Here is a 15,494-nt window from a genome sequence, read left to right on the forward strand (position 1 = left end):
GATTTTTATAATATAGTTTTATAGGTTTCCTCAAGACTCAAAGGATCATCCATTTTTTCTTGAAGTTTCATCAAATCTTGAAACATTGTATTTATGCGGTCTTTCTGCGCAAGATCTGTTGCTAAATCATTCATCTCCTCAGGATCATTTTCTAAATCAAACAACAAAACTTTATGAATTTCTGGATAAACTAAAAGCTTATAACCATCTTTTCGAATCATCCTTTGCACATTCAAATAAGCCCCGTAAATCGCATCGTAATGACTCTCTTTTTTCTTTCCTCTTGCTAAATCTAAAAAACTATTAAACTCAACAAAACTCGGTTTTTCTGTACCCGAAATATCGATTGCTGTAGCCATAACATCTTGTAAATACACGTCAGCATCGACTTTTTTGTTCTTTGGGATATCTGGCCCCATGATAATCATTGGAGGGCGAATGCTATGGTCAAATAAATTCTGTTTTCCCAACAAACCATGTCTTCCCATCGCTAAACCATGATCAGCCGTGAAAATTATATATGTATTTTCTAGTTCACCAACCTCTTTTAATGCACTTATTATTTTTCCAATTTGTGCATCAACATGTGTAATACTTGCATAATATTCTTTGATATGTGTTTTGATTGCAAATTCTGTTCTTGGAAACGGAGCTAAAGCCTCATCTCTTAAATCGTTGCTATTTGCAATCGCATGTCGATATGGATATTCTGACAAATAACTTTTCGGAAGTTCTATCTTTTCAACATCATACAAATCTTGGTATTCTTGTGGTGCTTGCCTAGGATCATGCGGCGCATTAAAAGCCAAATACATAAAAAAGGGTTTCTCTTTATTGGTAGCTGTTTCTATAAACGATATTGCATCATCACGTAATACTTCACTCCAATGCATTCCTCCTTGCCAAAACCCACCAAATTTTTGTTCAGTTGGATTCCAAGAATTGTCATTTTTATCCTTAGGTCTATTATACCCAACAGGCATGACAACTTCAGATCCTTTTACTTTTAACGATGGATTTTTATCAAACTTCTCAACCATTGCGAAATGATCCCAAGTATCTTTAGGCATTCCTGGTCGCTCATGTACCACATTTTGGAATACTTTCTCTGGCTTTACATCTACATGCCACTTTCCTGTCATATAAGTATCATACCCCGCTTTTTCCATGATTTTACCCCAAGACATTTCTATCGCAGCAGCATCATTTTTTTTCCATTTCTGACGGAATTCATTTGCTCTCCAAACAAATCTTCCGGAATTCATCATCGCTCTTGAAGCTGCACAAACAGCCCCACTCCATGAACCCATATTGTAAGCATGTGTAAATGTCGTACCGCTTTCAACAAATGAATCCATAGTAGGTGTAATAATTTGGGTATTCCCCAAAGCATGAATCGATGAATATGTTTGGTCGTCTGTAAAAACAAAAACTATGTTGGGCTTATTGTTTACTTCAACATGAGTACTTTGTTTCTTGCAACCTATCAATGCTGCAATTGTTACAAATAACATTATTTTTCTTTTCATAATATTCGTTAAATTATTTTGTTAAAAAAAATGAGCAAAGCTACTGCAGCACAAAGATTCAACTATAATTCAATGATCATCGAAAAATATGTCTTATTATATAATACAAATGGCTTATGTTATGATAGCCCCTCATTTGTTTGGTCGGAAGATTTTACCCGATCAGATTGACGAACGTATTTACTTGGTATTACACCAAATTGTTTTTTAAAGCATTTTGAAAAGTATGAAGCAGTATTGAAACCAGTCATATACATAACTTCTTTTACTGACAGGTCACTCTGTTCTAATAATTGAACAGCTCGTTTAAGTCTGATATTTCTGATAAATTCACTTGAAGACAGACCTGTTAGTTCTTTTATTTTCAAAAACAAATTACTTCGACTTAAAGCCATTTCCTTAACCAAAAGCTCAACACTAAACTCTGAATTCATCATATGCTTTTCAACAATATCAATCGCCTTTTGTAAAAAGGTTTCATCCGTAGAAGTCACTGTTACCTCTTTAGGCTGCAACACTATATCCCTGTTGAACACTTTTCTTAACTTATCTCTATGTTTTAATATATTCGTTAGTTTTAATTCTAACAACTCCATGTCAAAAGGCTTTCTTACATAGGCATCCGCACCTGTTTTCAACCCTTCAATCTCAGATTCTTCAGATGTCTTTGCAGTTAACATTACAACTGGGATATGACTTGTCTCTTGTGTTGTTTTGAGTATTTTACAAAATTCAATACCATCCATAATTGGCATCATTAAATCTGTAATAATTATATTCGGAATGATTTTTTTTGCGATTCCTAATCCTTGTTCTCCATTTTCGGCTTCATAGATATAATACTTTTCTCCTAGTCCTTTTTTAATAAAAGATCTAATATCTGGATTGTCATCAACTATTAAAAGTACAGGTAATTGTGAGCGAGATCGAGATAAATTCTTATCAACTATATCATCTAACACACCTATTACATGTGTTTCCGCGTCGGCTTGCCCTACTACTGTTTTACCTTCCGATATTTCTTGAAACACAACTTCATTCGTCGCTTCATACATTTTTTTGTGTTTTGGAATCCAAACATAAAAAGCGGATCCGAATGAAGAATCACTAATTACATCAATCATTCCTTTATGCAATTCAACTAATTTTTTTGTAAATGACAATCCAATTCCAGTACCTTTCATATCAAAATTACCCTGCCCCACTTGCGTATAAAAACGCTCAAAAATGTGCTGAATCCTATGCTTTGGTATCCCAGGTCCAGAATCTTTTACTTCAACAACTACATAGTCTGATTGATTATCTTTTCTCTTTATAGATTCTGGTAAAACAAAAGTACCTCCATCAAAAACCGTTACAGAAATTTCACCTTTTTCTGGGGTAAATTTAAAAGCATTTGACAATAAATTGTTGAGTATTTTTTCCAAAGCAGAAAAATCAAACCAAATCATCATTTTTTTCAAATCTGAAACAATAGAGAAATGAATATTCTTTTTAGAACTCATAAATTGAAATGGTTCTCCAAGTCCTTTAACAAATGATATTATATCACTTTCTCCAAGAACAAGTTCCATTTTTCCCTTATCCATTTTTCTAAAATCTAACAACTGATCTACCAATCTCAGTAAATTGGTTACGTTTTTATGTATCAGTTCGTACTGCTCATGAACTTCTTTTTTAGACACCTTATCACCACCCTTTCTTAAAAATTCTAGAGGTCCTCTTATCAAAGTTAACGGTGTTCTAAATTCATGTGATATATTTGTAAAAAACTCCAACTTAAGCTTATGGATTTCAGCATTTTTTTCGTTTTCTAAATGTTCTAATTCTAAATCGTGTTTTTTAGAAGAACTAATCAAAGTATATCTTCTAAACCCCATTAAACTTGCCAAGAACAACAATACGTAGATGACCTTCGCTAGATTGGATCTCCACCATGGAGGGATAACTTTTATCTTGAGTTCTGTAGGTGTTCGATCCCATATTCCATCATTATTCGATGCTTTTACCAATAATTTATACTTGCCAGGTTCTAAATTCGTATAGGTTGCAAATCTTTTATCTGAGGTTGTATATATCCAGTCTTTGTTAAAGCCTTCCAGTTTATAGGCAAATTGATTTTTTTTTGGGGCTGCATAATGAAGTGATGCAAATTCGAAAGAAAAACTATTTTCACTGTATTTCAACTCTACTTGACCAATTTCATTAATGGATTTATCAAGAATTACTCTGCCATTAATTTCTTCACCTATAGAGACAGATTTATTGAAAATAGAAAAATCAGTGATAATTGTTTCAGCACCAATCAAATTCCCTTTTATCCCATCTGGATCAAAAACATTGAACCCACTTACTCCTCCAAAAAGCAATTTCCCGTCATTTGTTTTACAAGCCGCCAACTCACTAAACTCATCATTTTGTAGCCCATCATTTACGTCAAAATTCTTAAAAACCCTATCCTTAGTATTAAATTTAGATAAGCCTTTATTTGTTGAAAGCCATAAATTTTGATCTTTATCTTCTAAAATCCCTTTAATTACATTATTAGGAAGACCATCACTTTCTGAAAACACATCAAAATATACGGAATCTTTTTCTTGAATTAATTTATTCAATCCTCCTCCAAAAGTACCAATCCAAATGTCACCTTTCGAACTTTCAAAAATATTCAATAAGTAGTTATGACTCAAGCTAGAACTGTTTCCAGGAATATTTTTATAAATTTCGAAATAGGGTCTTTTTTTTAAGCTTTCCTCATACGACAATTTACAAAGTCCATCACCTGTTGCAAACCATATATTCTTTTTAGAATCGATTAAAATGTCCCTGATAATGTTACTAGAAACACTTCCTTTTTGCGTATCATTAAACGATAAAATATCTTTTTTATAATCTTTAGTTTCTTCATTTAACATCCATCTTACGATTCCCGAACCATATGTTCCAAACCATAAATTACCATCTTCATCATTATTTATTGCAAAAACACTATGACCAATATCCTTAACAGCATTAATATTGTTGATTGATTTTTTCGGGTTGGTAATATCTATTTCGAACAAACTACTTCCTCCATGAGTTCCTGCCAATAAATATTTTTTACCATTCCTATTAATTTCATGCAACGAAAATATTGGTAGATTCCCTTTTAAATGTGTAAACTTGCTATATCTTGGGTTTTGTTCATCTCTAATTTCCATATTCAATCCTCCTCCTTCAGTCCCCACCCAAAGAGTTCCGTTACTATCTTCAAATAACGATCTGACTTTATCATTGCTTAAACTATTAGAATCTGAAGTTTTCCTTACAATTTGAAACTGCTTTCGAGAAGGATCATATTTATTCACGCCTCCACCATTCACACCAATCCAAACGATGCCAGTTTTATCTATAAACAATGAGCTTACATTATTCTTACTTAAGCTTGTCACTGGCTGTTTAGGATTGTATGTAAAATGCTCTATTAACTCAAGTTCATCATTGATTGATTCCGATTTAAAATAAGACAGTCCTTGAGGTGTTCCTGCCCATAAATAATCACCGGTAATTGCTACGTCACTAAAATTCCCATTAAATAATTTTAACGCCTTACTGGTAAATTTATCATGAACAACAGTATACAATCCTTTCGTAGTTGCCAAAATCAACCTACCTTTAATATCTTCTTGAATACCTTTTACGGTAACATTCGGTAAATTAATCATTTTGTTTATTGAAGGGAAATAGATACTTCCATTTTCATCTCTCGACAATTTATGCAAGCCCTTCGATGTACCCACCCATACCTGGCCTTTACTGTCTTCGGCGATACTCATTACAACAATTTGTCCGCCAAAAAAAACATCACTAGAAGATAATTCGAAATGACTAAAACTTATTGAATCTAACGGTTTAGACAAATCGGCCATACTCATACCTTTTAATGTTGCGACCCACAACCTATTTTTTGAGTCGACAAAAACTTCTCGAACTGTATTATCTGGCAGACTGCGTTTGTCTTTTTGATCATTTACAAAACGAGTAAATTGTTCGGTTTTTTTGTTATAATGATTTAATCCATTTCCTGTAGTACCAATCCATAAATTATTTTTTTCATCTTCAACGATACGCCAAATTAAATTACTACTAATGCTATTTTGACTATTAGGATTTGGTTTAAATATTTTAAAATCATATCCATCGTACCTATTTAATCCATCGTGTGTTCCAAACCACATGAATCCTTTTTTGTCTTGATAAATACAGTTCACGTCATTTTGAGACAATCCATCTACAGTTGATAAATGTTCAAACTCAAAAGAACTTTGTGCGGTTAATAATAGAGTCACAAATAGAAATACTCCGGTAAAAACCCATTGATAATGCAACTTCAACTTGTAGTTAATCATTGATAAAATTTTATGAAATTTAACTGAAACCTATACTATTCAAGTAGATTCAAAACTAACTATTTTATCTATAACTAAAAAAAAAAGCAAAAGAGATATTAGTCCATATGTCTTAATTTCTATAATAAAATTTTTATACTATCTTTAACTGATCCAAACTAAAAAACAACCTATGAAGCTTTTTAATTTTTCTACAGAATCAAAACTTTTAACACTACCTTTTTTGTTATTCTCATTAATAGCCAGTAGTCAAATTGCTTATGACCACATCACCAATAAAAATATTGCGATTGGTTCATATGGTAGAGTCGGTGTTGATTGGTCTTTTGATGATGGTAGAACTATCGGAAGACGTTTGAACCTGAATAATATGGGTAGTATTGGTGGAAGAATGGAAGAGCAAGATTATTTAGAATTTGCCCCTTCGCTGCAATTCAAACCCCAAAAAGGAGATAGTACTTACATCAATATGCAATTGAGGTTGTCTGTTTTTTCAAATAGTCTTACTTCTTTTGGAAATAGTACAACTTCGAGTTTAGGAGGATTGACATTTGCAATACCTGAATTGTTTATTCAAGCTAGAAATATTCGAAATTCAGGAATAAATGTATGGGTTGGTTCTCGTTTATATAGAGGTCCTGATGTGCATATTGCAGATCACTTTTACTTTAATGATCATTCTGGCCAAGGTTTTGGTATTGAATTTAAAAAGACACGATTAGCTGCAATATTTGTTACGGCTACAGATACCACATCTACAGTACCTCCCTATTTTTACTTAAACATCAAAACAGGAACACCTAGTACAGCGTTAAGACAGAGAACAGTGTTGGTTGCAGAACATGATATTGATATAAACGAAAATAACAGGGTTACACTACTTGGTGAGTATCACAGAATGCCTGATGGACATGCTGGAGATTCACAAGACAATCCAACCAATCCAATCGAGCCAGCTACTAAATACAACTATCCTTCAGATTATGGATTCGTCATAGGAGCAAGACATCATATTAATTTAAAAAAAATGAGAGAAGGATCTTTCAATGATTTATCTGTTCGATACGGAACACGAATTGCAAATGGTGGAGATGGTGGTGTATCAAAAACCTGGGCTACGTTTGGTGCTCCCGATACTATTGCACAAAATTTTAAAGGTGCATATTCTCTTGCTATCGTGAATCAGTCAGTTTTTAATACTTCAGAAAACAACTCAATAAACCCTTATATTATTTACACCTTAAGTAAGGGAGCTGCGCCTACTGATGGACTATCTAAAACGTATTTTGATAGAGAAGTTTACAACAAGAAAATTGATTTTACAATTGGTGCTCGTGACGAGTATTATTTCAATGATTTTTTCCATTTGATTACAGAGTTTCACTATTCGCAAAGAAAAGACGGTGTAAACCCCATTGCAAGTATGACAAAATTCACAATAGCTCCAGTGTATGTTCCTACAGGTCAAAAAAGCATGTGGGCCAGGCCGCATATTCGATTCGTTGCATCTGTAGCCAAATACAACGATTATGCTAAAGAAAGTTTATACTCTCCGTTTTTACAATTTGCAGGTCAAAAAAGTTGGGGAACCTATTTTGGTGTCAAAACTGAATGGTGGTTATGGAATTAACTTATCGAATCTATAAAAAATACTTATAAAAAAAATTGAATCTTATATATTCGGGTAACACAGTTTTATCCTTACTTTTGAGAAAATTTTTAAAATGAAGAAGTACATCATCTATTTGTTTTTAGCAATTAATCTCACGGGATTTAGTCAAATAGACAGTCTAAACTACAAAAAGGAAAAGAAAGAGAATCGGTTCAAAGTTGCTGGAAGAGTGATTAAAAATAGTATTATTACTATCCCTGGTGATTTTGGCGAGATGGGTCATAGTGTTTCTAAAGATTGGAAAACTACAGCGTTTTATTCTGCCGGTATCATAGGACTTATTGCAACCGATTATTACACCACTGTTTTTTTGCAAGATTATGTTGAACCTGCAGTTGATTACACTTTACCAGACATTACTATTGGTAATCAGAATATGGCTTGGCTCTCTGGTGAGGATGCCTATATTTCTTATCCACTAATAGGACTATATCTAGGTTCCTTTATTGCAAATAGTGAAAAAGGACAACGTGCCGCTGGAAATGCATTTAAATCCATGGCATATTCCTTTGTTATATCTCATTTACTTTTAAAATCAATAATAGCTCGAAAAAGACCAGATCAAAAACTAAGCAGTGATAAACCAGCAGTATATCCTTACACAAAAAACAATTGGGATTTTGGATACTATCATGGAGTAACTGGAGGCACACAACAATTAGGAACTGCCATGCCATCCTTACATGCGACAGCATACTATGCAGTTGCCAAAGTTATAGCAATGGAGTATAATAATTATTGGATTCCTTATACTTTTGTTTCGGTTATTTTTATGAATCAATTTTCTGACCATAGACATTGGCTATCAGATATGTTAGTAGGGGGATTAATCGGAACCGTAATTGGTCGAAGTGTCGTATTAAGCAGCAGAAAACAAGTTCAAAAAGATAAAAACAAACTTGCCGTTAAAAAGAGTACCAACAAGATTGAAATGAAAAAACAATTGCTTCCTCAAATTTCTAGTTCTATGGTTGGCTTGCAATTTGTCGCATCCTTTTAGCTATATTAAGGCTAAAAATTCATCTTCATTCAAAATAGGAACTTCTAAATTTGTTGCTTTTTCAAGTTTAGAAGGCCCCATATTTTCACCTGCAACTACAAATGAAGTCTTCTTAGAAATAGAACTACTTACTTTTCCTCCGTTGTCTTCAATTAACTTCTTTAACTCATTACGAGATACTTGGTGAAACACTCCAGACACCACAAATATTTTCCCTTTGAGCTTATCCGTTTGATTCTCTAAAACTGCCTCTGACAACTCAAGTTGCACTCCATTTTCTTTCAATCTTTCAATGATCGAAGTTGTTATATTATCATTAGCAAATGCCACAATGCTATCTGCTATCCTTTCACCGATTTCATCAACAGCAATCAATTCGTCAATACTAGAAGCTAGTAATGCGTCTATATTTTTAAAATGCCTTGCAAGTTTTTTAGCAACCGTTTCTCCAACAAATCTAATACCTAATGCAAACAAAACTTTTTCAAAAGGTATTTTTTTGGACTTTTCTATTCCTTCAATAATATTTTGTGCAGATTTCTCAGCCATTCTATCAAGTGGCAACAACATCTCTTTCTTAAGATCATATAGATCTGCATAATTTTTCACAAGTCCATTTTTCCTTAACAAATCAACTGTTTCCCCTCCTAAACCTTCAATATCCATTGTCTTCCTGCTGATAAAATGTTGAATCCTACCTGTTATCTGAGTAGGACATCCAAATTCATTCGGACAATAATGTTTCGCATCTCCTTCTTTACGAATCAATTCAGTATTACATTCAGGACAGTTTTTGGCATATTCCGTTTTAGAAGAATTATTAGGGCGTTTTTCAAGGGCTACTCCAACAATTTTCGGAATTATCTCACCTCCTTTTTCAACTAAAACAGTATCCCCAACTCGTATGTCCAATTTCTCTATCTGATCAGCATTATGCAAAGAAGCTCTTCTTACAGTAGTCCCTCCAAGCTGAACAGGCTCTAAATTTGCAACAGGAGTTATTGCTCCTGTTCTTCCTACTTGATAGGTTATTTCATTGAGTAATGTTGATTGCTGCTCTGTTTTAAACTTATATGCAATCGCCCAACGAGGCGCTTTCGAAGTATAACCCAACTCCTCTTGTTGAGAAATTGAATTCACTTTTATAACCACCCCATCTGTTTCATATGGCAAATCGTGTCTTTTTTCATCCCACTCATTTACAAAATCGAAAACTTCGCTGATCGATTTTGCTATTCTAATTGTATCCGGAACCTTAAAACCTGAATCCTTAGCTTTTTGCAATAATTGTGCATGAGAATTGTATTTAGTAGAATTCGAAACTACTTGATACAACAAGCAATCTAATGGTCTTTTTGCGACTTCAGCGCTGTCTTGTAATTTTAATGATCCACTAGCCGTATTTCTAGGATTTGCATAAACCTCTTCACCTGCGTCCGCCCTCTGCTTATTCATCTTGTTAAACCCTTCTAATGGTAAAATAATTTCTCCTCTAATTTCAAAAGAATCAACAAACTCATTTTTCAACTTTAATGGTAGAGATCGAATTGTCTTTACGTTTGCTGTAACATCATCCCCTTGAAAGCCATCTCCCCTTGTTACCGCTTTTACCAACTCACCTTTTTCATAGGTAAGGTTGATAGACGCACCATCATATTTTAACTCACAGGTATACTCAATCGGAGCTTCAATGATTTTTTGTATTCTCTTTTCCCAATCCAGTAAATCCTCCAATGAATATGAATTATCTAAAGAATACATTCTATTATTATGAACTACAGTTTCGAAATTTTTAGTAACGTCGCCCCCTACTCGTTGTGTGGGTGAGTTTTTATCATAAAACTCTGGATTTGCAGATTCAAGTCCCTCTAATTCTTTCAACAACATGTCAAACTCAAAATCAGATATTGTAGGAGCATCATTCACATAATAATTATGATTGTGCTGTCTTAGGGTTTCTCGAAGTTCGTGTATCTTATTTTCTACTGATTGACTCATGGATAACTAATAAATTTGACAATATACAAATCTAATAAATCGCCCAAGTAAATCAATCTAATTACCATAAAATAAATAAAAAAAGAGAGTCAAAATGACTCTCTTTTTTTATTTATTTTTCTCTTCTTTTTCACGTTGTTTATACGCTTCTTTTTCTTTCTTCCTTTGTTCTTTGCGTTGCTCTTCTTCTTCTTTAGTTAACTTATAATCAACTATCTGTCCCATATAAACCAAAGTATCTCTATTTATGGAATCCAATTCGATATCACGTTCTTCAGCAATAATTTCTGCATATTTTTCCATTTCAGCTTCAGAAACCCAGCCTCCACCTAATGATTTATATAAATTTACATAAGCAGTTAACAACTGTTGGAAATTATCAGAATAAGATAGTTCAGCATCAAATTCTTGACGTTGATTTTCTGTTACTTCTAAATAACTTGTTACCCCTTGATAATAACGCTGACTAGAAAGATTGCTCGCATTATTTGCTGCATCAAGACGTAATTGTCTTGCTTCTAACTCTTCTTTCAAAGTTTCAATCTCAACCAAAGAATTACTAACTTCTTTCATTGAATTCAAAACAGTATTCTCATAAGTCAATAACGACTGTTTCGCTACCTCTCTAGCAACATCAACTCGTTTCTTATTCTTACCGAATTGGAATATTGGACCTGTGATTCCAGCAGAAGCTCCCCACCCTAATCCATTATCTAAAATCGTTGACAGTTGTGTACTACCCACACCTAACAAACCTGTTAAACTAAAAGAAGGATAACGCATAGCCTGTGCAACGCCTACGTTTGCATTTGCCGATTTGAAGTTTTGTTCTGCTTGTAAGACATCTGGTCTTCTCAACAATATCTCCGACGGAAGTCCAACTGGTATTGAATCTGGCAGCTCATATTCGTAATATGTTATATTTGTCTTGATTTCCTGTGGCATCCCACCAATTAATACGCTTAAATTGTTTTCTGTGATAGCAATCAAACGTTTGTAATAAGGAACTGCTGTTTGGGCAATCGCTTTCTGAATTTCAGCTTGATTCACGTCAATAATATGCGTATAACCAAAATCAAATCTATTTTGAATTATATTCAAAGTACTATCACGACTTGCTAGTGTTTTGTTAGATATCTCTAACTGAGTACGGTATCCTATCAGTTTAAAATAATTAATCGCAATTTCACTAATCAACGCTATTTCAACCGCTCTTTTCGCATACAAAGTCCCCATTAACTCAGCTTTTGCCGATTCAGTTGATCTTTTGTATTTACCCCAAAAATCTATTTCCCAATTCGCATTCACAGAGCCAGAAAAATTATTTGCTGTAGATGGAAAAACTGTCCCAAACGGCATGTTGGTTCTTCCTGCACTTGCACTATATCCAAATTGAGGCAAACGATCAGCATTCGTAAATTTCACATTCGCTCTCGCCTGTTCGATTCTACTAGCTGCTATTAATAGATTTTTATTATTTACTAAAGCTTGACGCACCAAAGTATCTATAATACTATCTTGAAAAATCTCCCACCATTTTAAATTGACAACACTATCATTTAAAGTAGAATCTTGCTTTTTAAATCTAAATTCTGCCGATGTCTGATCTACCGGTTTATGATAATTGGGACCTACTGCACAAGAATATATGAGTAAACCAACTATAAACGCACTTATATATGTTGATAAATTAATTTTCATCATTTGCTTCTTTAGAAATTTCTAATTCCTTTAATTTTTGCTGATCTCTTTTTTTCTCATATCCAGCAACCTTACCAATTAAGATAAATAGCATTGGATACATAAAAACTCCCAAGAATGTAGCCAAAGTCATTCCGCCTAACAAGGCCATTCCCATAACTTTTCTTGCCTCTGCACCAGTCCCTGATGCAATAACCAATGGAAACACACCCAAAATAAATGAGAATGCCGTCATTAAAATTGGTCTAAACCTCGAACGGGCTGCCGCTAATGCTGCATCCATAAGACTAAGGCCTTTTTTAAATTCATCATTGGCGAACTCAACTATCAATATGGCGTTCTTCGCTGCCATTCCAATCAACATTACAAAGGATACTTGAGCAAAAATATTATTCTCAAAAGATGGACTAAACAAACGAGATACCCATAAGGCAAATAACGCCCCAAAAATAGCGAATGGCGTTCCTAACAAAATACTAAATGGTAAAGACCAACTTTCGTATTGAGCTGCTAAGATTAAGAATACAAATACCAAAGAAAATGTCAAAATCGTACCTAATGAACCTGACGCTTTATTTTCCTGGTACGACATTGCGTTCCATGATGTAGTCATATCTGAAGGAAGTACTTCTGCTGCCACTTCCTTTAAAGCATTCATTGCTTGCACAGAAGTATAACCAGGGGCAGGTCCACCAGTTACCTCAACGGCTCTGTATAAATTAAATCGAGTTGTGTAATCAGGTCCCGAAATCGGAGTAATCGTAGCAACCGTAGATAAAGGAACCATGTTTCCATCTTTATTCTTGATGAAAAAATTATCCATCTGAGATTCATCTACTCTGTATTCATTTTCAGCTTGAATGTATGTCTTATAGAGTCTTCCAAATCGAGTAAAGTCATTTACATAACTACCTCCCATGAATGCACCCACAGTAGTATATAACTCATTTAAGGAAATCCCTAATTTTAAAGCTTTCTCTTTATCTATGTCCATATACCTCTGTGGTACGGAAGATTGGAATGTTGTAAATGCCCTACCTATTTCAGGTCTTGCATTTGCAGCTTGAATAAATTTATTCGCATTCATCGATAAATAATCTGGTGTATTACCACCTTTATCTTGCAGCATAATACTAAACCCTGAACCATTACCTAAACCAGGAATTGCAGGAGGACCAAACGCAAAAGCCTGTGCTCCTTTAATTTTTTGAGACAACTCTACATTGAGTCGGTTGACAACTTCTTTAATCGTTGCTTTACGCTGAGACCAATCTCTCAATGTCACAAACATAAAACCATTATTAGAAGCCATAGAACCTGAAAGCATACTATATCCTGTTGCGTTAGTTACATATTCTACCTCTGGATATTTTAATAGTATATTTTCAACTTTTTTAGATATTTCATTTGATCGTTGTAATGAGGCCGCATTAGGTAATTGTAAGTTTACATAAAAATACCCCATATCTTCTTCGGGAATAAACCCTCCAGGTACCAACTTTCCAAAAATACCTGCACCAATTGTTAGGATTACAATAAAGATGGCTCCTCGTTTAATTTTACCGGAAATTATATTCGTGTAACTCATATAATAATCCGTACTTTTCCCCATCCACTTGTTAAATTTATCGAAGAATTTCCCTAGCAAACCTCCATAAGGTTTTGGTTCTTTCAGCAATAAACTACACAATGCAGGACTCAATGTCAAGGCATTAACAGATGATACTATTACCGATACAACGATGGTAATCGCGAACTGTTGATACAACAATCCTGTAATTCCCGCCATACCTGCAACCGGTATAAAAACCGCAACCAAAACTAAGGTTGTAGCAATAACTGGCGCTGTTACTTTTTTCATCGCATCTATTGTCGCTTCTTTAGATGTCATCCCAGCAGCAATATTCACCTGTACGGCCTCTACTACTACAATCGCGTCATCTACCACAATCCCAATGGCGAGTACAAGCCCCAAAAGAGACAATACATTAATTGTAAATCCTAATGCCGGAAAAAACATAAATGCACCAACTAACGATACAGGAATCGCTAAGGTCGGAATCAAAGTAGCTCTCCAATCTTGAATAAAAATAAATACCACTAATACAACCAATATCAAAGCCACAATCAAAGTAACAATGATATCTTTTATCCCTGCCGTAATAGGTAATGTTGAATCTAAAGAAACATCAAAGCTCATCCCTTCAGGAAATCCTTTTGACAATTCTTCCATTTCTTTGACTGCGTTTTGAGCCAACTCTACAGCATTCGAACCAGGAGCTTGATACAAAGCTACAATTGCCGATGACTTTGGTATAGAATCTCTTCCATCCGAGTTCACTCCTAATCTCGGAATCATGTTATATGTTTCAACTCCAAGATCTACTCTAGCAACATCTCCAATTTTCACACTCGATCCATCAGATTTCGTACGGATAACGATATCTTCAAACTCTTTTGGAGAGTTAAATCTTTCAGGTAAACGAACTGTATAAGTAAACTCAGTCCCGGCAGGTGCAGGTTCTGCCCCAAATTTACCACCAGGAACGATCAGGTTTTGTTCATTAATTGCATTGATCATATCAGAAACCGTAATTCCTAATCTTGACAATCTATCAGGTTTGATCCAAATACGCATTGAGTAATTTGCTGCTCCCATTACATCAACCCTACCGATTCCTTTCAAACGAGCTAATTGATCTTTGATATTAATCAAAGCATAGTTCCCTAAAAAGTCTTGATTATTATGGGATGGATTCGCAGAAGTTAGCGAAATCAACATCAAAATGTTTGGCAATGATTTTTTAGTTGTCACCCCATATTTGGTTACCGCTGCAGGTAATTTAGCTGTTGCTGCTGAAACTCTGTTTTGGGCAAGAACGGTATTCATATCAGGGTCAGTACCAACATCAAAAGAAACCTGAATTACCATGGTACCATCATTGGCATTGGTAGACTTCATATAGATCATATTGTCTACCCCATTCATTTCTTGTTCTAATGGAGTTGCTACAGATTCCTCCACATTCGTGGCATTCGCACCTGTATACGTCGCACGAACTTCAACAATAGGAGGTGTTAAATTTGGGTATTGTTCAATAGGTAAACCGATTACAGAAACAGCTCCGACAATCACAATAATAATTGCAATTACAATGGCTACAATCGGACGGTGTACAAAAAAATTACCTTTATTTTCAGCCATA

At 34.4% G+C, this 15,494-nt stretch carries 7 protein-coding genes; 2 read left to right on the forward strand and 5 right to left on the reverse strand.

Annotated features, from left to right (window positions below; all coding sequences use genetic code 11):
• Nucleotides 1-5 precede the first annotated feature (5 nt).
• Both F6P99_RS00400 and F6P99_RS00405 read right to left on the reverse strand, forming a co-directional pair.
• On the reverse strand, nt 6-1,529 hold the full coding sequence (locus F6P99_RS00400; protein ID WP_152285467.1) for a sulfatase-like hydrolase/transferase: 1,524 nt from the start codon (nt 1,527-1,529) through the stop codon (nt 6-8).
• A 119-nt stretch (nt 1,530-1,648) separates the two neighbouring features.
• Nucleotides 1,649-5,917 (reverse strand): hybrid sensor histidine kinase/response regulator transcription factor, encoded by a 4,269-nt coding sequence (locus F6P99_RS00405; RefSeq protein ID WP_152285468.1) that lies wholly within the window; start codon nt 5,915-5,917, stop codon nt 1,649-1,651.
• Nucleotides 5,918-6,089: 172 nt separating this feature from the next.
• Here F6P99_RS00405 and F6P99_RS00410 point away from each other — a divergent pair, with 172 nt between their 5' ends.
• Nucleotides 6,090-7,547, forward strand: a complete 1,458-nt coding sequence (locus tag F6P99_RS00410) for a carbohydrate porin (RefSeq protein ID WP_152285469.1) — start codon at nt 6,090-6,092, stop codon at nt 7,545-7,547.
• 94 nt (nt 7,548-7,641) lie between these two features.
• The gene (locus tag F6P99_RS00415; protein ID WP_152285470.1) at nt 7,642-8,589 is read left to right on the forward strand and encodes a phosphatase PAP2 family protein; all 948 of its coding nucleotides are present in this window, start codon (nt 7,642-7,644) and stop codon (nt 8,587-8,589) included.
• Here F6P99_RS00415 and ligA read toward each other — a convergent pair whose 3' ends face one another.
• From ligA to F6P99_RS00430, 3 genes are all read right to left on the reverse strand, one after another.
• A complete protein-coding gene (ligA, locus tag F6P99_RS00420; RefSeq protein ID WP_152285471.1) occupies nt 8,590-10,587 on the reverse strand; it encodes an NAD-dependent DNA ligase LigA in 1,998 nt (665 codons plus the stop codon).
• A 108-nt stretch (nt 10,588-10,695) separates the two neighbouring features.
• Entirely contained in the window at nt 10,696-12,291 is a 1,596-nt protein-coding gene (locus tag F6P99_RS00425) for an efflux transporter outer membrane subunit (protein ID WP_152285472.1), read from the reverse strand.
• On the reverse strand, nt 12,278-15,493 hold the full coding sequence (locus F6P99_RS00430) for an efflux RND transporter permease subunit (protein ID WP_152285473.1): 3,216 nt from the start codon (nt 15,491-15,493) through the stop codon (nt 12,278-12,280). Before F6P99_RS00430 ends, F6P99_RS00425 begins: the two co-directional genes overlap by 14 nt.
• Between the last annotated feature and the right edge of the window lies 1 nt (nt 15,494).

Origin of the sequence: Flavicella marina, from assembly GCF_009193215.1 — a bacterium.
GTDB classification, from domain to species: Bacteria; Bacteroidota; Bacteroidia; order Flavobacteriales; family Flavobacteriaceae; genus Flavicella; species Flavicella marina.

Coding starts and splice junctions, on each gene's coding strand:
- F6P99_RS00400 (WP_152285467.1), bottom strand. CDS start 1,529: ATGAAAAGAAAAATAATGTTATTTGTAACAATTGCAGCATTGATAGGT.
- F6P99_RS00405 (WP_152285468.1), bottom strand. CDS start 5,917: ATGATTAACTACAAGTTGAAGTTGCATTATCAATGGGTTTTTACCGGA.
- F6P99_RS00410 (WP_152285469.1), top strand. CDS start 6,090: ATGAAGCTTTTTAATTTTTCTACAGAATCAAAACTTTTAACACTACCT.
- F6P99_RS00415 (WP_152285470.1), top strand. CDS start 7,642: ATGAAGAAGTACATCATCTATTTGTTTTTAGCAATTAATCTCACGGGA.
- ligA (WP_152285471.1), bottom strand. CDS start 10,587: ATGAGTCAATCAGTAGAAAATAAGATACACGAACTTCGAGAAACCCTA.
- F6P99_RS00425 (WP_152285472.1), bottom strand. CDS start 12,291: ATGATGAAAATTAATTTATCAACATATATAAGTGCGTTTATAGTTGGT.
- F6P99_RS00430 (WP_152285473.1), bottom strand. CDS start 15,493: ATGGCTGAAAATAAAGGTAATTTTTTTGTACACCGTCCGATTGTAGCC.